18 protein-coding genes are annotated in these 20,810 nt (G+C 59.6%); 17 read left to right on the forward strand and 1 reads right to left on the reverse strand.

Annotated elements, in window-relative coordinates; all coding sequences use genetic code 11:
* The 11 genes from DWX63_RS08165 to DWX63_RS08210 form a co-directional block, all read left to right on the forward strand.
* Positions 1-2,725 (forward strand): VirB4-like conjugal transfer ATPase, CD1110 family (locus tag DWX63_RS08165; protein ID WP_199411162.1); only part of this gene is annotated, 2,725 nt, incomplete at its 5' end.
* A gap of 108 nt (positions 2,726-2,833) precedes the next feature.
* Complete coding sequence (locus tag DWX63_RS11280) at positions 2,834-5,830, forward strand: phage tail tip lysozyme (protein ID WP_158559656.1); 2,997 nt, start codon at positions 2,834-2,836, stop codon at positions 5,828-5,830.
* Between the two features lie 24 nt (positions 5,831-5,854).
* Positions 5,855-6,748, forward strand: a complete 894-nt coding sequence (locus tag DWX63_RS08175) for a hypothetical protein (protein WP_117843378.1) — start codon at positions 5,855-5,857, stop codon at positions 6,746-6,748.
* Positions 6,745-7,935 (forward strand): type IV secretion system protein, encoded by a 1,191-nt coding sequence (locus tag DWX63_RS08180; RefSeq protein WP_117843379.1) that lies wholly within the window; start codon positions 6,745-6,747, stop codon positions 7,933-7,935. Before DWX63_RS08175 ends, DWX63_RS08180 begins: the two co-directional genes overlap by 4 nt.
* Before the next feature lie 5 nt (positions 7,936-7,940).
* A complete protein-coding gene (locus DWX63_RS08185; protein ID WP_117758858.1) occupies positions 7,941-8,324 on the forward strand; it encodes a helix-turn-helix domain-containing protein in 384 nt (127 codons plus the stop codon).
* A complete protein-coding gene (locus tag DWX63_RS08190; RefSeq protein WP_117843380.1) occupies positions 8,290-10,389 on the forward strand; it encodes a DNA topoisomerase in 2,100 nt (699 codons plus the stop codon). The genes DWX63_RS08185 and DWX63_RS08190 overlap by 35 nt, the downstream gene beginning before the upstream one ends.
* 69 nt (positions 10,390-10,458) lie before the next feature.
* Positions 10,459-10,881, forward strand: a complete 423-nt coding sequence (locus tag DWX63_RS11285) for a hypothetical protein (protein WP_158559657.1) — start codon at positions 10,459-10,461, stop codon at positions 10,879-10,881.
* On the forward strand, positions 10,878-11,507 hold the full coding sequence (locus DWX63_RS08195; protein ID WP_158559658.1) for a CPBP family intramembrane glutamic endopeptidase: 630 nt from the start codon (positions 10,878-10,880) through the stop codon (positions 11,505-11,507). Before DWX63_RS11285 ends, DWX63_RS08195 begins: the two co-directional genes overlap by 4 nt.
* Before the next feature lie 121 nt (positions 11,508-11,628).
* Positions 11,629-12,171: a DUF5067 domain-containing protein gene (locus DWX63_RS08200; protein ID WP_117843382.1), complete on the forward strand. Its 543-nt coding sequence runs from the start codon at positions 11,629-11,631 to the stop codon at positions 12,169-12,171.
* Between the two features lie 112 nt (positions 12,172-12,283).
* Positions 12,284-12,925, forward strand: coding sequence for a hypothetical protein (locus DWX63_RS08205; protein WP_117843383.1), 642 nt, complete (start codon positions 12,284-12,286; stop codon positions 12,923-12,925).
* Between the two features lie 59 nt (positions 12,926-12,984).
* Complete coding sequence (locus DWX63_RS08210) at positions 12,985-13,230, forward strand: hypothetical protein (RefSeq protein WP_117843384.1); 246 nt, start codon at positions 12,985-12,987, stop codon at positions 13,228-13,230.
* A gap of 46 nt (positions 13,231-13,276) precedes the next feature.
* Here the strand turns inward: DWX63_RS08210 and DWX63_RS11145 are convergent, their stop codons facing one another.
* Entirely contained in the window at positions 13,277-14,110 is an 834-nt protein-coding gene (locus DWX63_RS11145; protein WP_147336078.1) for a hypothetical protein, read from the reverse strand.
* Here DWX63_RS11145 and DWX63_RS08215 point away from each other — a divergent pair.
* From DWX63_RS08215 to DWX63_RS08240, 6 genes are all read left to right on the forward strand, one after another.
* The gene (locus tag DWX63_RS08215; RefSeq protein ID WP_147336079.1) at positions 14,081-15,034 is read left to right on the forward strand and encodes a hypothetical protein; all 954 of its coding nucleotides are present in this window, start codon (positions 14,081-14,083) and stop codon (positions 15,032-15,034) included. The genes DWX63_RS11145 and DWX63_RS08215 overlap by 30 nt on opposite strands.
* Positions 15,035-15,036: 2 nt before the next feature.
* The gene (locus tag DWX63_RS08220; RefSeq protein ID WP_117843386.1) at positions 15,037-16,365 is read left to right on the forward strand and encodes a hypothetical protein; all 1,329 of its coding nucleotides are present in this window, start codon (positions 15,037-15,039) and stop codon (positions 16,363-16,365) included.
* Between the two features lie 176 nt (positions 16,366-16,541).
* A complete protein-coding gene (locus DWX63_RS08225) occupies positions 16,542-18,524 on the forward strand; it encodes a hypothetical protein (RefSeq protein ID WP_117843387.1) in 1,983 nt (660 codons plus the stop codon).
* Between the two features lie 266 nt (positions 18,525-18,790).
* Complete coding sequence (locus DWX63_RS08230; RefSeq protein WP_147336080.1) at positions 18,791-19,939, forward strand: hypothetical protein; 1,149 nt, start codon at positions 18,791-18,793, stop codon at positions 19,937-19,939.
* 10 nt (positions 19,940-19,949) lie between these two features.
* Positions 19,950-20,486 carry a hypothetical protein gene (locus tag DWX63_RS08235; protein ID WP_117843389.1) on the forward strand — a complete coding sequence of 179 codons (537 nt, stop codon included), beginning with the start codon at positions 19,950-19,952 and terminating at the stop codon, positions 20,484-20,486.
* A 105-nt stretch (positions 20,487-20,591) separates the two neighbouring features.
* Positions 20,592-20,801 (forward strand): hypothetical protein, encoded by a 210-nt coding sequence (locus DWX63_RS08240; RefSeq protein ID WP_117843390.1) that lies wholly within the window; start codon positions 20,592-20,594, stop codon positions 20,799-20,801.
* The last annotated feature ends 9 nt before the right edge of the window (positions 20,802-20,810 follow it).

Here is a 20,810-nt window from a genome sequence, read left to right on the forward strand (position 1 = left end):
CGAGCTCGACCCCGAGTATGCGAAGATGAGCAAGCGCGAGCGCAAGCGCTATGTCAAGAAGGTGCATAAGGAGCTCGACCGCGAGCTCGCCGGCAAGCGCAGCGAAATCCGCGACGCCCGCGCCGCGGCGAAGGAGGCGGAGCGCACGCAGGCGAAAAGCGCCGCGGAGGTGACCAAGAAGCTCAAGGAGCGCAGCTCCAAGAGCGATAAGCTCACCGCCGAGCAGCGACGTCGCCGAGACAACGCCAAGAACGTGGTCGATGCCATCGGCTATAACCGAATGTTCGAGAACGGCATCTGCGAGGTCGAGGACGGCTACTACTCCGAGACCCTTTCCTTCGACGACATCACCTACCAGAACGCCCGCGACGACGACCAGAAGACCATCCTCGCGGCGATGTGCGATATCTACAACTATTTCCCCGCCGACACCACGGTGCAGTTCTCCGTCGTCAACACGCCGCTGCGCCATGACCAGATCCGAGACCGCCAGTTCTACGACCCATCGCGCCAGGCGAACGACGTCCTCAAGGAGGACGCTGAGACGATGAACGAGGTCCTCTCCGACAAGCTCGCCGAGGGTGTCTCGAACATCAAGCGCTCTCGCTACATGACCATCGGTATCCACGCGAACAACCCCATCGAGGCACGAACACGCTTCTCGCGAATCAACACCGACCTGACGGGCAATTTCGAGCAGATCCGCTGCGATGTCACGCCGATGACAGGTCTCGAGCGCCTGTCCGTCCTTCAATCCCTGCTGCGCCCCGACCGCAAGTTCACGTTCGACTACGAGCGCGACCTGTCGATCTACAGTCCCGACAGCTCGAAGGACTTCATTGCGCCGATGAGCATCAACTTCAAGCCCGACGGTTCGAACATGTACTTCAAGGTTGATGACAAGTACTGCCAGGTGCTGGTCATGCGCAAGTACGACTCCCCCCTCGAGGATACGGTCGTCGCGAACCTCGTGAACATGTCGATGCCCATCGAGGTGACTTGGTATCTCCAGCCCATGGAGAAGTCCAAGGCGATCAACTTCGTCAAGACCCGCCGCGCGTGGATCGATGCCGAGACCATCGAGGAGCAGAAGAAGGCCGTGCAGCAGGGCTACGACTACTCGATCCTGCCCTCTGAGCTGCGATACTCCCGCGAGGAGACCGAGGATCTGCTGACGCAGCTCCAAGGCCAGCAGCAGCACCTCTTCATGTTCTCCGGCCTCATCTTCACGTGGGCTGAGTCCCCCGAGAAGCTGACCGAGCAGGTACTGCAGATCCTCGACGTCGCGTCCTCCGCGGGCGTGCAGGTGGAGACCCTCGAGTACCGCCAGCGCCAGGGCCTGAACTCGATTCTGCCCCTCGGCCTCAACCATATCGAGATCTCGCGACCCTTCACCACGTCGGAGGCGTGCATCTTCGTCCCTTTCGCCACCCAGGAGCTCGAGCAGGAGGGCGGTAGCTGGTACTACCAGAACAAGCTGTCGAACAACCTCGTGTTCGGCAACCGAGCCAACCTGGCAAGTCCCGTCGGCTTCATCTCCGGCAAGACGGGATCGGGCAAGGGATTCTTCGCCAAGAACGAGATCGAGGGCACGCTGCTCTCGAAGCCCGACGACCAAGTTATCATCTTCGACCGCGCCGGCGAGTACAAGCTGCTCGTCGAGCATGCGGGAGGCACCTATGCCTCCTTCGGAGTCGGACTCGATGCCCACCTGAACCCGCTCGGTATGGACAAGCGCCGCGAGTCCGAGGATTTCGGCACGCAGGTGGCTTTCAAGGCCGACGCCATGATCGCGCAGGCGGCCGCCGCCGCCAATGAGACCATGACGGTATTCTCCGAGGAGGAGCGCTCCATCATCCAGCGCTGCGTCGAGAACATCTTCCGCCGCTACAACATGGAGGGCGGGCGCGAGCCCATCCTCGAGGACTTCTACGAGGAGCTGAAGCGCCAGCCCGAGCCGATGGCGCAGAACATCGCCCTGCGCTATGAGCGCTTCGTCAGCGGGTACTCCAACTTCTTCAACCATGAGACCGATATCGACCTTACGGCCCGCACCGTCGGCCTGAACTTCAAGGACGTGCCGGACTCGATGCTCGTCTTTGCGCTGATCTCATTTTGCGAGACGGTGCGAAACATCATGTACAGCAACTTCGACCACGGGCGAAGGACATGGCTCTACATCGAGGAGATGGAGTCGCTGTTCAAGTACCCCTCGGTACTCAACTACTTCCGCCGATTCGCCAACGAGTGCCGTAAGTTCGGCATGTACCTGACGGGCATCACGCAGTCGACCGAATCCATGATCCGCAACCAGGACGCCAACGCCATCGTCAAGAACTCCGACTTCATCATGCTGCTCAAGCAGTCCAAGGAGGACCGCGACTACTGGGCGGATGCCTTGGGACTGTCGCCGCTCGAGGTCGCCTGCATCGACGAGGGCGCCCCTCGCGGTTGGGGCCTTCTCGTATTCGGGTCGGCCCGCGTGCCGATCAAGGGTGAGTTCCCGACCGATAACCACCTCTATGAGCTGTTCTCCACGGACCCGAACGAGTGGGCCGAGAAGAAGGCTCGAGAGGCGCTCGATGTGGCAAAGCACGGCGGTACGGCCGAGGATGTCGCCCCGCAGGACGAGTTCCGCCGCCGCAAGCGCGTGCGCGGCCGCAAGAAGAAGCGCAACGAGCCGAAGCAGGGTTCCCAGAGTTCTGAGAGCGGCTCGGACGTGTAGCCAAATATGGAGACGGGCAGTTGCCGCTGCGGCAACTGCCCGTCTATTACCGATTGCCGGGTCGATACTTCGAGACCGTAACCCAAATGATTTTGGAAGGAGGACATCTTGCCAGACGATTCCAAATATGGAAACGCAAGTTCCTCGTCTAACCTGAAAGATGGCAGCACGGCGAGCATGTCCTCTGCGGCAGAGCGCCGGCGGCAGGCCGCGGCGGCATATGACGATGCCTTGCAACGCACAGCCGGGGCCGGCGCAGATTTCTCCCGCCATGTCGATGTGGCCGGTTCTGGATATTCCGCTAGCGCCGATGCAGCCGGAACGCCCAGCGCAGTATCGACCGTTATCCGCGATGCTGTTCCCAGCGCCTATGGCGCCGGCGTGATGGGGCCTAGCCATCAAACAGGCGGCGTGGAACAGGGTTTCGTTGCTGCGGCATCTCAGGGTCCTGCCGCCCCGACTGCCGCGCAGCCAATCCAACAGGTCCCCAGCGCCTTTACCTCCCGCATGGAGCAGCAAGGTACTGCCACCCAGTTTGAGGGCGGTGCCGACCGTGCCGCCGCCGCGCAGCGAAACATGATGACCTCTTTCGACGGCATCGATGCGGCCGGTATCGGCGGCTCCCGAGATTTCATCGAGGGCGCTGCCGTGTCCGTGCAGGCCGATTCACGCGATGCCTTCTCCGGCGCGTATGATGCGGGCGCGGCGGGATTTTCCAAGTCCGCGAGCGGTGCGGGGCAGAGTCAGGCGCCTATGCAGGGAGGTCAGCAACCTTTTGGCGGTGCCTCCCCTATGGCCGCCGACACGGGCGGCGCGGAGGAAAAAACCGAAGCCGTATCGGAGGCAATCGGTTTTGGATCGCACCAGGGTTCATCCGCATCGTGGGCATCTGCCGATATGTTCACCGGCGGCAAGGCGAGCGACGTACACCTCAGCAAGAAGATTCAGGAAAACCTGGATAACTCGAGGGCCGCCTATTCGCAGGCTAAGCAGGACTTCGCTGCTGCCGAGAAGGACGCCTTGGAGACGCTCGACGCCTCGGGATGGAACTCGGGCGTCCAGGCATCCGCATTTTCCGATTCCGCATCGAGAGCCGAGGGCTTCAAGGACGGACTCGGAACGAGCGCCGACGGCATCGAGCGAGCCGGGGTGTCCGATTCCCGTGACTTCGGATTCATGACCCAGGCGGAGCGCGATGGCGCGGGTGGAACCGCCGCGCGTATCGGTAAGCCCCGCGGCGGGGACAACCATGGCGATGTGACGGGTACCGTATCCAATGTCGCCGATGCCCCCGATAGCGTCCGCGCTGCCGCGCGAAAGGTGGTCGCCGAGAAGGAGCACGTCCGGGCGGCCTCCGATGATATGGTCGCGGCCCACAGGGAAGCCTCGGCATTTATCACCAAAGCCGAGCAACGCGCCAAGACCGCCGCGAAATTCAAATCCGCTGCGGCAAACGCCTTGGTGAATTCAGCCGTCGCATCCATCGGGGACGATTCCGTGTCCGGCACGGCCATCCGCTCCACTGCCCGCGCCACGGTCGCCGCCGGCCGTTCAATCAGGGCCAGCAGGGCCGCCGGAAAGCAAGCTGGGGCGCGGGGCTTCTTCTCCTCGTCCGCCGAGGCCGCCAAGTCGGCGGTTTTCGCGTTCGATGAGGAGGGCAGTCTCGACGGGGTCGAGAAGGCGGACGAGGCGGTACGCGCCGGACACTATGTGCGCGGCAAGGCTCAGGACTTCAAGGCAGCCCGAGCCAAAGCCAAGGGCGGCAGCAAGTCGCAGCTCATGTCGCAGGCCGAGAAGAAGGCTGCGCGGGCGGCGGAGGACGGGCAGCGTGCCGCCTTCTCTAAATCGATGCAGCGCCGCTCCATGTCGATCGCCAGGGCGAAGGCCGCGGCGGGCGAGGCCGTCGAGGCCGAGCAGAAGGCCGCGCTCATCGGCAAGCTCACCGCCGGCCTCAAGGCGGCAGCGCAGCATGCCGTCGCGGCACTCCAAGCCCTCCTGAAGTCACTTGCCGCCGCTGTCGCCGGAGCAGTCGGCTCCCTTGCGACCGCTATCGGCGGCTCGACTTTCGGGATGCTCATCCTCGCCGCCGTTCCCGTACTAATCCTTTTGCTGGCTCTATCCGGCGGCAGCGCCGATCAGGAGGTTCAGGGAATGAACGAAGTGGAATCGCAGGTCGCATCGTTCTTCAGGGAGAAGGGGCTCGATGACCTGCAAATCGCCGCCATCATGGGAAACATGTACGCCGAGAGCGGCATGAATCCGGGATCGGAGGAAGGCGGCGGCACGAACGCCAACGGCATCGGCCTTTGCCAATGGACGAACGGGCGTCATACGAACCTCGTGAACTATGCAAAGTCCATCGGGAAGTCCTGGACGGAGGTCCAAGTCCAGCTCGATTTCTTCTGGGATCACGACAGCTGGGGATACTGGAGCCGCGCCTATACCATCAGGTCCGAACACGGCCCAGATGGCTCCGAGAACCGTTCGCTCGATCCCGTCGGGGGAACCCTGGTCTCGGGAAGCAAGCGGGCATTCTTGGCATCCACCGACCTGAAGGACGCCGTCAGGCAATTCTGCTATGGCTGGGAAGGCGCTGGAATCCCCCGCCTGAAGGTGCGCTATGAAGCCGCCGACAGGTATTACGAGCTGCTTACGAACCCATCGGACGGCGATGGAGACCATGGCAACGGAACGGGCGCCCCGCAAATTGCGGGTGCGTCGGCCCGCCAGCAGGCTGTCGTCAACATGGCCTACGCCACCCCGTCTCCCGGGCAGGGCTGGTGCGCCGCCTGGGTGACCAACGTCTTCAGCGCGGCGGGAGTGGGCTATTTCGGCGGCAACGCCTGCGATATGTGCCGGTCCTGGTGCCATAGCTCCAATAGGTCGGAGCTCAAGGTGGGCATGATCATCGCCGATGTCTCGCATCCTGGTACCGGTGCTCCCGGACTCACGTACGGACACGTCGGCATCTACATCGGCAACAACAGGGTCAGGAGCAACGAGGGTCCCATCACGGTGAAATCGCTCGATAGCTTCATCAGGTTCTACGGCGCCGGCACCGGCTGCAAGTGGGGCTGGATCGGCGGAATCGACCTTTCGAAATAAACCTCAGACTGGGAAGGAGACAGGATGGATAAATTCATGGAGTTCCTCAAGAACAACACGGCGGTCGTCGCGGTCGCGGCGGGCATCGTCTTGTTCATTGCGATGAACGGTATCACGTCTTGCGTCGCGAAGGGAAACGCGGGCGATGACGCCGGGTCTCCCGCGATCGAGCGGAAAAGCGAGAAGGAGCCTCAAAAAGGCAGCGACCCCGGCACCAAAACCGAGCTGACCGAGCGCCAGCGCGCCGCCATCAAGGACTACGACCAGGACACCAAGCAAATCGTCGAGCAGATCGAGAATTCGAAATGGGCGGCAAATGACGGCAGCGGTTCGATGACGATCAGGGACGGCATCATCACCGAGTCTTACGGAGAGTCCAAGGGCTCGGACAAGAAGACCAAAAAGCAAGTCCAGACCTTTGCAATCACGGCGGTGGATACCATCGCCGGCGACCAGACAGGGGCTTTAAGCTGGGTGGTCTTCTCCGTAATCGACGCGTCCGGCAACGACCACATCATGACCCTCAGCAGGGTCGATCCCGCCGCACTCACCGGCGAGGGCAACGACACCTATTTCGAGCTCAAGTGCGATATGTTCCACAATGAGAACGGCTATTCGAACAACCGTTGCGCCGAGAGCGCCAAATTCAACGGCATCGAGGGCGATAACTTCAAAAAGGCCATCGACGGCCACACCAAGGAGTTCAAGCGCTCCGTTATCGAATACCTGCTCGCAAACCATTCCACCACGACCGAGCTGACGTGGGACGGCACGGTCATCGAGAACTTCATCGAGTCCACCCGCACCCTGACGTTTGGCATCAAGAACGCCACGAACGCAGCCGAGGATTCCCTGCCGAGCATTCTCGTCATCTACCACACCGACACCCATGAGTTCGAGGAGGTCGATGTCCAATGATGGACGTAGCCGCCATCAGGGTCGAAGCCCTCGATTACGCCCGCAATGAAGGCGTCCTCAACAAGGCGAAACATCACCTCGTTGCGGCCGTAAAGTCTGTTGAGTGCAAGCTCGATGGCATCAAGTCCCCATCGGCCGGACGTGCGGGCGCGTCTTTCGCGCTGGCGCTCGGAATCATGCTGCTGCTCATGCTGCTGACCCAGCATTGCGCCGCGGCTTTCGGCTTGGATGATTTGGTCAACAAGGTCGGGGAAATGATCGGCTCTTGGACCGAGGCCATCGGTCAGGGCATCATGAAGTTCCTCAACGGAACCTTAGTCCAACCCATTGCCAACCTCATGCTCAAGTGCACGTTGGGCGATATAAAGAATTGCGTCTCGGCGTCGGACTTGCTCTGCGACTTTGACCATCTCTTGGGAAATACGAGCGGAAAAATCAACCTCGCCGCCCTGGTCACCAACGTGTCCGACAGCGCCATCAAGCCAGTCGCCGCCACCCTTCTCGCCATGGGCATGCTGCTCCAGCTCCTCAAGATTGCCAAGAAGATGGACCAAGGCGGCGGCATGATGCCCTCGGTCCGCGAGGTCGTCGCACTGTTCGTCTGGTGCGCCGTCATGATGTACATGGTCCGCAACGGCGTCGGAATCGTCAAAGACCTGTACTCCATCGTCTTGGAAATCATCAAGACCGCCAGCACGTCCGCCAGCTCGCTTGGAGCCAATGCCGGTACCGACTGGTGGAGCAAGGACAACCTTATCGTCTTCCCCGAAGACGGCAATATCATCGAAAGCCTGGTCATCCTGCTCGAAGTCGCCATTGCCTATATAGTCGCACAGTTCACCCTGATTATCTCGTACGCCATGATGATCGGTCGCGCCATCGAGATCTACCTCACCGCCATGTTCGCACCCATCCCGTTCGCCCTCATGGGCTTCGATGAGACCCGTAGCTGGGGGTGGGGATACCTTCGACAGTTCCTCTCGCTGTGTCTCGCCGGCGTCGTGATGGTCGTGGTCCTCTATATGTTCCCCTATCTGGTCGTATCGGTTGTCGGGGATATCGGAACCGGCCTGAGCGGCATCGGGAATGTCGCCCACACGCTCGTCAAAATCATCGCCTGCTGTGGCGTAGTTGCCATGACCCTTGCTAAATCGACGCAGCTCGCCCGCGCCGCTCTCGGCGGCTGATAGCCATGGTCGCGGTCGATCCCGATACCGACCGCACGGTTGCCCTGCGCAAGGCCCGCTTCAAGGTGCGCCTGCGCAGGGCCGCCGAGGCGTGCGGTTACGAAAACCTGTATCAGCTCGGCCGCGTCTGCGGCATCAGCAAGGACTCCTTTAAGAAATACCTGTCGGGGACGCGCTTGCCGAACTACGAATGCATCCTGCGCCTGTCGCTGGCACTGGGGGTACCCTGCGACTGGCTCATGGGAAGCGATGAGGGGCCGATGCTCCGAGCCGTGCTGAAAGCGCGAGATATCGATTGCGCCTGTAAAAAGAAGAGTCCAGTTACCACCCTCCCCTCCCGTGAAAGGAGCCGCAATGATTCTCATACTCGCAGAGAAGCCGAGTGCTAAGCGCAACTTCGCAAAGGCGCTCAGCGGGACCTCCGGCTCCTATGCCGGCGTGCAGTATAAAATCTGCGCCCTTCGAGGGCACGTCATGGGGCTGCTCCCGCCCGACAAGCAGGTGCCTGCTGAGCAGTCCGAAGCCATGCAGAAATGGTCGCTGGCGGGGCTTCCCTGGGACCTCGGGCAATTCGCATGGAAGAAGGGCGTGCTCAAGGGCTGCTCCGATGTCATCTCGGAGCTGAAGCGGGAGCTTGCCGAGGTGGACGAGGTCTGCATCGCGACCGATGTGGACCCTTCCGGCGAGGGTGAGCTTTTGGCATGGGAGGCGCTCGAGAAGTGCGGTTGGCACGGCAAGACGAGCCGCATGTACTTCACCGACGAGGCTCCCGCGAGCGTCCAGAAGGCCTTCAAGGGCCGTAAGATGCTCGGGGCCATGGAAGAGGACGGAGACTTCGTCAAGGCCCACGTGCGTGAGCGGTGGGACCTCGCATCTATGCAGTTCGTGCGTGCCGCGACCTGCATCGCCCGCGACCATGGTTTCCGCACGGTCGTGCGCGAGGGGCGCCTGAAATCCGTCATGGTGAAGCTCACGGGCGACCAGCTAGAGGCGTACAACGGCTATGTCAAGAAGCCGTTCTTCGAGGCGCGTTTCCGCGACGGGAACGGGAACGTCTTCGCACGCACCTACGAGGACGGGGACACGTGGCGTTTCGATAGCGCCGAGAAGGTCGATTTGGCCGCGCTCCATGAGTCGGCCGTGGTCGAGGACTCGAGGGCGAAGAAGCATACCGCGCCCGGCAAGCTGCTCGACCTCGCAGGGCTATCGGGCATCCTCGCCCGCCGCGGACACAAGCCCGCCGATGTCTTGGCCTGCTACCAGAAAATGTATGAGGACCAAGTGGTCAGCTACCCGCGTACCGAGGACAAGCAGATCACGCCCGAGCAGTTCAACGAGCTGCTGCCCCTCGTGGACAGGATCTGCGCGGTCGTCGGGGTCGATCCCGCCATCTGCTCCCACAGGACCGCCCGCAAGACGCACGTCAAGGAGGGCGGCGCTCACGGTTCGAACCGTCCCGGTCCCAACGTCCCCGCCACCCTCGCCGCGCTCGATGCATATGGCAAATGCGCCCGCGATATCTACGTCGTGCTCGCCAAGAATTACCTGTCGATGCTCGCCGAGGACTATGAGTATGAGCTCGTGAAGGCGCACGTGAAGGATTTTCCCGAGTTCACGGGGTCGACGCAGATACCGCTGTTGCGGGGATTCAAGGCGATTTTCGATTCCGATGCATCGCAGGAGGAAGCCCAGGAGGGTGCCGAGAAGGAGAATACCGCCGAATTCGGCAAGACCGCCGCGCCTTTCTGTTTCGAAGGCGCCAACAAGCGCCCGCAGAAGCCGACCATGAAATGGCTCACGAAGCGCCTCGAGAAGTACAACGTAGGCACGGGCGCCACGCGAACCAGCACGCTCGCCGAAATCACCAAGGACGAGGACCGCGCCCTCATGAGGGAGAAGAAGGGAACGCTGTCCCTCACCGACTGCGGCGCAGTGTCCTACAAGTTGCTCGGAGGATGTCAGATAGCGTCGCCTGAAGCCACCGAGCGGCTCTTCAACCAGATGGAGGCTGTCGGCAGGTTCGAGCTGGATGCGAACGATGTGGTGAACTCCGTCACCGATATGGTTGTCCACGATATCGAGGTCATGAAGAAAAACGGCGAGAATCTCGGCAGCTTGGGACCCGTTGGATCCAAGGTCGTCGGGAAATGCCCGCGATGCGGTGCAGACGTCATCGACCGAGGCGGCAAGGCCAAGACGTGCAGCTGCTCCTCCAACAAGGGAAAGCGCGATAAGTGCGGCAAATGGGTCCAAACCGAAGGGTGCGGATTCGAGATTTGGAAGAGCGTTGCGGGAAAGAAGCTGACGGCGGCTCAGTTGGGCAAGCTTCTCGAGGGCGGTACGACCGCGAAGATCTCGGGGTTCAAGTCAAAAACCGGTAAGGAATTCAGTGCGAAGCTCAGGCTGGCTGCAGATAGGTCGGGCAGAATCGAGTTCGTGTTCGATGAGAAGTGAAAAGGGAAATGATCGGGCGGGCTGGTCGTGGCGGCGTTCGAGATGCCCTCGATGACAGGGAGTAAGGCAATGGATGACATGAATGAACTCACGGTTATCGTGGTCAGGAAGGCAGATGCCAAGCGGCATGTGACCGACGGGGAGGCGTTTCGCCTTATTCGCCCTCTATTCGAGACTAATGGCCTTGAGGTCGGCGATGCGATCGATTTGGAGGACGGGTTCCTGTTCTCCATTCGCCCCCGCACCGAATCGTGGAACGGCACGGAGCGCGATGCCATCATGGCGGGACTCTCATGCCTGGGGTCTTTGGGGTTCTCCGGCTATATCGCACAGAAAGTCCTCGAGGACGAGGTGCCAATCGATGCCGGCATGGTCGCCCTCGGGGTCGTCGCACTTGTCGCGGGCACGGCAGTCGTGGCGGGCGGCATCCTTGCCGGCGTGAAGGGCATCCGCGCCATCGGCAGGCATCTGTTTGCAAGGAGGCTCGCGTGAACCAAGTCGAAGCCGAGTCCGAGGATAACGGAATCTCCCTGCGCTTTGCCTTCATCGCGCCCGCGCTGTTCGGTATCTCGCTTCTCGGCGCGGGGCTGTTGACCCTTTCGGCGGGTCTGCCCGAGGATATCGCGCATACCGTTTCATCGCTGGTCGCACTTGCGGCCATGGCATGGCTGTGCCGGTCTTTCGGGCTCGGATTCAACCGTCTCGGGGTCGTTGCCGTGCTTTCCGCTGTCAGTGCCGGGGTCTTGCTGCAAGCCGTCTCGATCGGCACTATCGCGATAGTCTCTAAAATCGATACCGCGGCTACGGTTGCCATCACACTCCCCTATCTGTTACGGCTTTGCGTTATCGATCCGGTTGCGGAGGAGCTGTGCTTTCGCGGCGTCTTGCCGACGGCATTGGGGCGGCGCGGCTTGCCGTTCTGGGCTGCGAACCTCATCCAAGCCGTGCTGTTCGCCTGCTTCCATTTCAATGTCGTGCAGTCGGCTTATGCCCTTGTCTGCGCCCTGGTCTTGGGCGGTCTCAGGCAGCGCGACGGGATCGGCTCGAGCATCATCGCGCATTGTGTCTGCAATTTGTCGGGGTTGCTTCTCGGGATTGTACTCGCCCGCTTCGCCTAGCGAAAGGCATTGAGGGAAATAATGTCGGTGTGCCGTCAGTTCTCTCAAAGGTTTATCGTCGTGTTATCATTTCGTCAAAGGCCGTACCCCAAGCGGTCTTTGAGACAGACAGGATGAAGACATGAGGCGAATTATCGTTTCCGCAATGACGGCTGTCGCCGTTTTCGGTTTCAGCGCCGGCCTTGCCGGCTGCGGAGCGGACACACAGGTCAATCAATCAAATACCATTCAATCTGCGAGCCTGGAACCGGGCGATTCCTCGGTGAATATCAGCGTTGCCGGATATCGCTTGGGACGCGGGTCTTGGGAGGTCGATGCCTCGACGGAGACGGGAGCCTCGTCCGGCTCTCTCGGAGCGCAGAAGGTACTCGTCTGCGACCTGCTGCTGACGAACAAATCAGACACCAAGATGGTCATCTCGCCAATCGATTTGCTGTCTGCGGTGCAGGGCGGCGAAACATTGCAGTTCGGGGCTTTGTACGATGATGAGGGCAACTATCGGAACCCCGAGTCGGTCGAGGTCGAACCGGGGCAGACTGCGAGCGGAATCGCCATCTGGAATATCGACGACCTGCAGACACCTGTGAAAATCAAATTCAAGTGCGGCGGCGAGGTCCCGCTGACGATCATGCCGAGCAAGCTCACGGAAGATGGAGCTGAGTAGGCAGCTGTAAAGCGTTATCGGGAATCGCCACGGCTACTTTCGTCCCACTGCCGAGCGGGTGGACGGTAAACGTTGAGGATGAAAGCGGTAAACCTCTTTGAAAGGACCTGCTATGAGTCAGATTGAGAACAAGATGGATGGTTTCGTTCCCTTTGGGGGCAAAGCACAATACGAATATCAGGAGGATGAACTAGCAATCCCAACTAGCATCGCTGATGCGGTTATCAACGCACTGGATGACATTATGTTTCCCATGGACGAGCAGGGGGAGAGGCCTTTGGATTGCCAGACGTATTTCGCCGTGCAGCGCACGTCCGGTGGTGAGGGAAAACAGGATTACTTTCTTCTCAGTGATGCCGAGGACATCAATGACGAACTCCCCTTCTCGCGTAATGGGGCGTCTTGGGGCGAGTGCAACGGCGAGCTCGCATGTAAGGCTTACAGCGAGCCGCCGACCCTTCTGACGTTCCATGAGCTCACGCCCGCGGGTCTCGATCTGCTCCGCGATGAGGACGGCTTCTTCTCCGATGTGCCTAGTGAGGCGGTGGAGAAGGTTTTCGGCGATGAGACACTCACCATGCCTTCGATGCTCACGCTTCTGGAGGTCGAGCTGAAGGTCGATGATGCCCTTGCCGAGCTCGAGGCGCAGCCTCCTGCGGGCGAATCGCTCGATGAGCTTGTCGCTGCGAAGGTCGAAGAGTTCTCGCTCGATGCGGGAGAGGATTTGGAAGAGCGTGCCGATCAAAACCGTTGACGAGCACGGCTTTGCGTGTAGCTCGGTAGGCGCATAAGGCGCTACCGAGCTACACGGATGTGAAGAAGAACAAGAAGAATAAGAAGAAAAATAAAAAGAAGAAAAAGAATCAGAAGAGCTGGGTCAAAAAGACTCAGGCAAAGCGCAAGAACGTGCGGGACGGCTTGAGCGGACAGGTGTGCGGTCATGTCGTGCGGATGTTCCCTATCAAACTGTGTGACGCATATGTAGAAGCAAATTGCGCAATCGCGGCGGCTACTTATGTCCTGCAGTCGTTTCGATTTGGCTTGCTTGCGATGATTTGAATGTAACGAATTTAGCTGCTTGGAGGAAACCATGAACCGTGTCGGCTTAAAAGACTACCTGCTCAACCATGCAGATGATAACGATTTGCTGGACTGCGCGAAGGCGTACGATGCCGCGAATCAGTACGGGCATTTCGATACATATGATTCCGTGGAGGAAGCCGCCAAGCTCTGCGGCTAGGACGTAGCGACTGCCCTCAGCGAGAGTCGCCACGTCGAGCAGGACGCCGACTGCTACCGCTTCAACGGATACGGTCACCTCGAGTCCGTCAGCAACGAGAGTCTGCTCGAGGATGCCCGCGACCGCATCGACGATATCATCGATTGGCTCGAAGGTGCCAGCCGATATGACCTTGAAGGTATTAGCTCCGATGTCGAGCTGTTTATCGATGCGGAGGATCCTATTGAGATAATCAACGCCGTCGATTGCTCCGTGCGCGAAGCCGAAGACACCATTGAGGTTGACTTGAGCCGCGGAAGCGACAGTGCGACGCTCTCCTTCTCCAAGTTCAACATTATCGATGCGGCTGATGTTAACCTCGCCAATGCGGCGTACGCAACGGTCAGATGTTTTGACAGGTATGCAGACGGCAGCAGTACCGATGAAGTTCAGGCGCAGTTTTTCGAGGATAACGGGCGCAGGCTGTCGGTCCCGCGTGCGAACAAGCTGACGGAGTCCTGCGAGAAGAATATGGATGCCTTGAAGCAGGTGCTGAATGATGACGAAATCGATGCCCTCGAGCAGTTCTTCGATGTCGAGCTTTGCAGCGAAACGTATTGTGCGACACTTGCCAATGAGGCTTCGGAATGTAAATACATCGCATCGGCCCTCGATAAGATGGGCTTCGATGTGGAAAACGACCGTGCCATCGAGAAGCATGCCGAGATCGAGCCCAAGCAGCGCATCATTTTCGATAGGATGATCGGAAGGGTCGGCGATAGCTACCTTGAGGTGGTCAATCAGCTCGATAATTTCTTCGATACCGACCGCACCGGCCAATCTGAGTTCATCAACGACAACTGGGGAAACCCCATTCTCGTCAAGGGCGGTCGCGATGGATATGGCGATACGCCCTGCGTACTCACCGCCTATGAGGACTTCGTTGACGCGATGGACACCTCTCCGTCCGACACCGGCGGGGACAACATCTTCGCCGACTGCAAAATCGACGGCATCTGGGATGAAAACGGTTCGCTGATTCTGACCGGTGCGCTCCCCGATGGACACGCCACAATCTGTGAGCTCCTCGGTGCACACGCCTGCGCGGAGATGCGCCAGCTGACCGACAAGGGCGGGCGCCTCTATTTGGATCACTTGACAGTTGACGGGTTCCATCTTCCCAAGGATGGCATCGAGGCGATGGGGTTCGTCTACCGAGATGGCGATGAGAGTGCCTTCCTGCATGACCTGTGGGACAATCCCGAGATGTGCTCCCGCCCGCGTTTTGCCGAGAAGGCACTTGATATGCCCACCGAGGAGTACATCATGTTTCACGATGGCGTGAAAACAGAGTTCCAGATTACCGAGGTCAAGGAGGATTCGTTCGCCTATGACCAAGGAGCGCGGTTCGATGTGAAGGTTCTCACCGACGGGCATGACTGCGGCAACGGACGCTTCTGCGCCGATCTCGATGAGGCGCACGGGTTCTGCCAGCAGTTTGCCGATAGTGTGGTTGGGCTTGGCGAGAGCCTTGACGATATGTGCGAGGACCGCCGCGAGGTCGCCTCTCTTGCGCAGGATGTCGATACGGACAATCGCGATCAGGAATATAACAATCACGACAATTCGGAAATCGGAGAGTAGCTATGTATAGAGTCCATGGCTTCCAGGACAAGGACCAGCTTCTCGAGATGCTCGTCAAGGAGAACAGCATGACGTTCTTCCCTGAGTTCAACCTCCTCGTGGTCAGTTCCAGCTACGATCCGAGCGAGGAGCCGTTAAGGATTCAGACGGCCATCTTTAACGCCAAGATCTCCGATATCTCTAGCGGTGATCTGTTCAAGCGCTGTGATTACTTGTCCGACATGGTTTTCGAAGGAGGACAGTGCGAGGCAGTCGCCATCATCGATTCCTTTGAACAGGATGCCGATGGAGGCAAGTTCTATGATTCGAGGATAGCCATGTTGGCCGACCTGTTTTCCTGGAGCCCGACCATCGATGCCGAGAGCATTCCCGATATGATCCATGCTGCCTCGTATTATCAAAAACAAGGTATGTCCGACCGAGAGAATTTCGAGCTGTCGCATGGTAAGCCGCTGCCCGAGATGTCGAAGAGATCTCTAGGGACGGGTGTAAAGGAGCTGCTCGACAAGCTCACGGCTAGTGAGACGGTAAGCTATTTCCCCGAGTTCAATCTTCTTGTCGCGACCACGGAGCTCGTCCCAGATGGTCTCGATGCTCCCCAGACGGCCATATTCAACGTCTTTCCGTCCGAACTCGCCTACGGGAAACTGTTCCATGGCTTCGAGAGCGTGGCCGACATCCTCTATAGCGGGCCCGTTGTCGACCCCATCCACCTAAGAAGGACCTTTCAGAACTTTGGCGGCGCGTCCGTAATCGCTGAAGGCATCACCCACCACTTGGCCATGCTCCTGTCCGGCAGCGATGTTATCAGCACGCAATCCGTCCCAGAGCTTCTCGACATCATGGCGGACAGTTTCGGCATCGAACCCGAGGAACGTGCCGCATTCGCCGATCGGGCACGGGCGGAGGAATGCACCCGCACGGGCCTGCCGGATATTCAAGTCGAGGTCGATAGCACCAACGACGACAATTTCATTGAAGGAACGGTGACGATCGAGGGCGAGTCCTGCTACTTTTACCGCCCGAACAGCACCCGAAGTACGGAGGATTACGACTCGGTTATCTTGGAGCCTTTCCGCCCCGATGGGTTCGAGGGCGATATCGAGAATGTCGCGCTGCCGACTGCGATCGATGAGAACCGCGAGCTCGCCGAGCTGGTCGTGACCGTAGCGACCGAGCCGTATATGGATCCCGACAAATTGCCGGGTTGCGAGCGGGGCCTCGATTCGCTCTGCGAGGAGAAGACCGACGAGGCGCAATCGATGAGGTACGGCCTGGAGGGCGTGGGCTTGCCGATGCTCGATGCCGCGGAGCATCTCGCGAACTACTAGGGTTTGGCTGGATTGATAAAGGGGCGTACCCGATTTGCGGGTGCGCCCCTTTATGTTTTCGGCGGAAGATTTTCAAGACCGGTTTCCATCCTCTACTTCCGTCCCATCATCTCGTCGCCCGTTCCTGGGCTCCCATACTTTGAATCAATACGAATGTAAGAACGATCGGAGCCACCATGGCCTTTGTCATCAACCTGCACGGCCCGAATACCAACACGCTCGGCAATCTCACCGCAGGCGCCCTTGCGGAGATGGGCTACAGTACCGCCGCCGTACCGTCCTGCCGCCGAGAGATGGAGCTCGCTGCATTGAGCGGCAATGAGCAGGCGATCCGGCTCACGGACGGCTCCCTCGAAAGTTGTGTCGAGCTCGCGTCCATGCAGGCTGAACGTAACCGGCGCTCCATCGACCCCGATCTGGATGCGGTGATCGTCTGCGGACCTGTGGTCGATAGCTTCTGGGGCTATAAGGGCAACCGCGAGGACTCCTTCTACCGTGCCGCCATCGAGACGGCGCTTGAGCTGGATGCCGCCCAGTACGAGCTTGTCCCCAGCGGCAGCCTTACCGAGCATACCCTTGCTCAGTTCAGGTCCTTTCTCAGGGATTGCGGGGTCAGGCCGCGAATCAGCGGACAGCTCGATTACGGGTACCACGACATCATCGACATCGTCCGCGGCGAGGTTGCGCTCGACCGCAAGAAGCATCCCGTAAAGAGTGTCGAGAAGGTCGATGTCGCCCCCGATTGCGAGAAGGTCATCGCTGGCTTCAAAAATGCGACGATCAGCGTGCAGGAGGCCATCAAGTCCCTTCCCGTGGGAAGCGAGATGCGCGTAAAGCTCGAGAGTATGGTCGAACGCGCCCTGGAAGACGGTTATGGCGGCATCCATATCGAGACGGTCAGGAAACCTACGGGTAAGACGATGAGTTTGGGCGACTTGGTTCAGTCGGAAGTCGATGCCGCATCCAGGCGCAAAGACGTCCGCGATGAGGTGGGTGCTCGCGAGGAAGAGCCCGCCGAGTCGGAGGCTGTGGAAACCCACGGGCAGGATGAGGAAGAGGGCAAGGAGAACAAGGATAAAGAGAAGAAGAATAAAAAGGAAAAGGAGAAGGATATGGTAGACGAATCCGAGTCGAAGAAGCCCGAGTACATCAATATCAGCTTCGAGAACAAGGATGTCCGTGTGAAGCCGTATACGGATCGTAACGGCAAAGAGCGCCTGCGCATCAACATGACGATGCCGAAGGGTACCGTTGTCGGGGATAAGGACCTTTCCGGCATGAAGGTCTCCATGCCCGCTCGCGAGTTCATGAAGCAGGACAAGGATGCCGGAAAGGCGGTCAAGTACGGTTTCCGCTCCGACCGCGAGATGCATTTCTTCAAGTACGATGAGCAGAACCAACGCATCGACTATCCCGGCGAGGGCGATGCGGCAATCATGCCGAGTGACTTGGCCGCCGCCGTGTCGGCGGCCTATCAGGGCAAGGAAGTCACCAAGCCGGAGCCGCAGCGCAGCGCGAGCTACAAATACACGGGACTCACCTTCGCCCCCTGCGATATGAAGGTCAAGACCGTTCCCGTTGAGGACGGCCCCGATAAGAACTTCCTGCTGTGCAAGCTGCCTCCCCACACCATGGTCGGCAATCAAGATCTCGGCGGCATGATCGTGAGCAAGTTCCTCACGGACAGACAGTTGCCCTATGCGCAGTCCGGTAAGCCCTTCACGGCGAGCTTCAAAACTGAATTGCCCGTCCGCGTCTATCCTGTCAGCGGCGAGGATTCCCGCGACAACTTCGACTATGACTACCGTAGCCCGCAGGAGTTCAGCGCGGGAGCCTTGGTCGCCGGCATTGAGGACGCCTACGATGCACGCCTGCTCAACGCCCAGGGTTACGAGGACAAACTAGCGGCGGCCGGTAAGGAAATGAATCCCGCCGCTGCCGAGGCCAAGCAGATGCTCGAGGATCGTGATGCCGCTGCATCGCGCCAGGGCAGCAAGGCCGCGGCCCTGAAATACCACCAGACGGGCGGCGGCGAGGACGCGCCGCTGAATGATCTGTGCGATGTGAAGAGCAGCGAGGCGGCCGAGGTTCAAGGCGATCAGCCTTATGTAATCACCGGACCCGAGCCCGAGCTCTACGACGAGGATGTCGAGTTCTAGAGCGAGGAAGGCAGAGCTTTGCGGAGGGTGAGCCGTTTTCGGTCGCCCTCCAAGTCTATTTCTGTCCCCGCAAGGGTTGTCTGCCATACATGTTCGTAAAGTCAGGATATACGATCGCAGAAATACCGAACATGATGGGAGCGCCGCCGATGCGAGAAATACCCATAGACAATCTCGAAGGCCTAAAGGTGCCCGATGCGGTTCTCCTCTGCCGCCGAGGAGATTCTTGGGTAGCGGAGAAAGACGGGTCGCGGGCGGGTGACTTTGTGTCGAGCCTCGTCGGAGATTCCGAGCGGCTCTACCCCGAGCCAAACGGGCAGCTCGTTCTCTCAGATGATGGAGGCCACACTGCGTCTGCTCGAATCTCCGCCATCCCGAGCAGCCTGTTCTCCATCACGGAAAAGGTCCGCGAGCTTCGAAATATCCCATCGGAGAAAAGCTACGAGATGCTACTGGGCAAGGCAGTCGAGAGCCATAAGCTCATCAACCTCGCCCGTCTCGCAGCCGTTGTCCCCAAGGCTGCCGCGGCGGTACCTATCCGAACCGACAGGCATATAGTCTTGGCACATGGCCCGGCACGGATGGAAGAGCTCGCCGACGACATCGGTGTGAGTTGGGCACGCGAGGCGGTCTCACGAATCGCCGACCCATCACACTTTCCGGATGTCGAAATTCCGAGCGGGCTGACCGATGAGATTCTGGACAGTGCACGCACTGCGGCGGGCGAAGACAAGGGCGCCTATGAGGATTTTTGCGCGGATCTCGGGTTTGCGTGCGACGTCATCCGCTCTGCCTTCAGTTGCGACCTCGAATCCGAAGCCGAGTTCTACGATTCGAGTGCGACCGATAACGTCCGCGTCCTGCTCGACTGTATCGACACGTCCAAATGCATCGTCATCCTTAAGGACTCGGCTTCGGGTTTTTGCGAATACCTGTTTTCAGATACCGAGTCCTTCATCAGGGCGCAGCCGCGCAGCGTCGGCGAGTTCGCGGCCGAACTCGCCGCTGGGCGATATCGGCTCGACGACGATGCGCGGGATTTCGAGCTTGTCGTGGAGGGCGGCAAGCTCATCCTCGATGAGACACCGAGCATGGCACACGGCAACGGGAAATATGAGGTCCTCTTCATCGCCAAGTCGCTGAGCGACAGGGTGATTGCCATGGAAAATGACGAGCTCGGGCGGGAGATGGCCCGCCTGCGCATGCGCCGAGGTCTTCCTGCAGAGAACCTTGTCGTGCGCCTAGCTGAGATGAGCGGCGACGTCGCATGCGTCGAGCGGGATATCTGCGCGGTATTCGGCTGGAATTTCTCCGGGAACGGGAGGATGGAATCGCTCGATGACCTCATGGAGGCCGTCGAGCTCGATTCGGCGCAACCCTATGGGCGCGGCGGCAGGGATAAAGCTGGATTTTAGGAGGGAAGAAATGGATATCGATATCCAAGGCACGGAAATCAAACCCGATCCGAGGGACAATGTCGAACTCACGAGGTTCGGCTCGACGGCGATACTGTTTTGCGGCGGTGACGAGCCGTTTATGGTCGTGAAGGGATATGACAGCAAGACCGGCGAGTGGACGGGCGATTCCGTTCGCGTCGATGACCTGTCGGTCGCATGGGATATCGCCGACCCTGAAATCATAGAAGGCGCCACCGTCAAATGGAAGCGTTCCGATGTGGCGGGCATTCTCGAGGACAGGGGGATCGAGGCGAGTGATTGGAACATCGATATGGCCATCAAGACGCCCGATCTAGAGAACTCCCCTTTTTGGCTCGGCAAATTCTCCAAGGACGGCGGCGAGGATTACCTTAATTTGACCATCACGCAGCTCTGCTCCATCGGGGCGCTGGACGTCCCCGAGGGGTTCAGGCTCGAGGAGGGCTTGGACGATATCGCCGAGCGCATGGACGAGTGCTGCGCCGGCGATGAGATTGGCAATATGATCCAGTCTGTGGGGCGCTAGGGTTCCGCCAATCCGGTAGACCTGCCGCAGCGGCAAGAAGGTCAGCGCCTGCGCGTGTCTCCGTATCCTGTTCGGCAAAGAGAGGCTTCTATGAAAAGAGACCAAATGAACGAACGGGACAGTTTTTTCGAGAGGACCGAACAACAGGTTCTCTTCTACCTATACGAGAACAGAGACCATACCGTGAGCCGCGCTGAGCTTCGAGATGGCATCATGGCCGCACCGGTCGAATCAACGTTCGAGTCGATTTTGACTTCCCTTGAGGTCAAGAAGCTCATCGAGTTCGATTCTTACGGCAATGTGGCGATTGCATAGGAGGTATCG

The organism is Collinsella sp. AF20-14LB, assembly GCF_003459505.1.
GTDB lineage: Bacteria > Actinomycetota > Coriobacteriia > Coriobacteriales > Coriobacteriaceae > Collinsella.

Excerpts from the sequence above, each read along its gene's own strand:
- DWX63_RS08180 (WP_117843379.1), top strand. The coding sequence starts at position 6,745 with ATGATGGACGTAGCCGCCATCAGGGTCGAAGCCCTCGATTACGCCCGC.
- DWX63_RS08240 (WP_117843390.1), top strand. The coding sequence starts at position 20,592 with ATGAACGAACGGGACAGTTTTTTCGAGAGGACCGAACAACAGGTTCTC.
- DWX63_RS08185 (WP_117758858.1), top strand. The coding sequence starts at position 7,941 with ATGGTCGCGGTCGATCCCGATACCGACCGCACGGTTGCCCTGCGCAAG.
- DWX63_RS08235 (WP_117843389.1), top strand. The coding sequence starts at position 19,950 with ATGGATATCGATATCCAAGGCACGGAAATCAAACCCGATCCGAGGGAC.
- DWX63_RS08200 (WP_117843382.1), top strand. The coding sequence starts at position 11,629 with ATGAGGCGAATTATCGTTTCCGCAATGACGGCTGTCGCCGTTTTCGGT.
- DWX63_RS08205 (WP_117843383.1), top strand. The coding sequence starts at position 12,284 with ATGAGTCAGATTGAGAACAAGATGGATGGTTTCGTTCCCTTTGGGGGC.
- DWX63_RS08175 (WP_117843378.1), top strand. The coding sequence starts at position 5,855 with ATGGATAAATTCATGGAGTTCCTCAAGAACAACACGGCGGTCGTCGCG.
- DWX63_RS11285 (WP_158559657.1), top strand. The coding sequence starts at position 10,459 with ATGGATGACATGAATGAACTCACGGTTATCGTGGTCAGGAAGGCAGAT.
- DWX63_RS11145 (WP_147336078.1), bottom strand. The coding sequence starts at position 14,110 with ATGCTTCTCGATGGCACGGTCGTTTTCCACATCGAAGCCCATCTTATC.
- DWX63_RS08225 (WP_117843387.1), top strand. The coding sequence starts at position 16,542 with ATGGCCTTTGTCATCAACCTGCACGGCCCGAATACCAACACGCTCGGC.
- DWX63_RS08190 (WP_117843380.1), top strand. The coding sequence starts at position 8,290 with ATGATTCTCATACTCGCAGAGAAGCCGAGTGCTAAGCGCAACTTCGCA.
- DWX63_RS08220 (WP_117843386.1), top strand. The coding sequence starts at position 15,037 with ATGTATAGAGTCCATGGCTTCCAGGACAAGGACCAGCTTCTCGAGATG.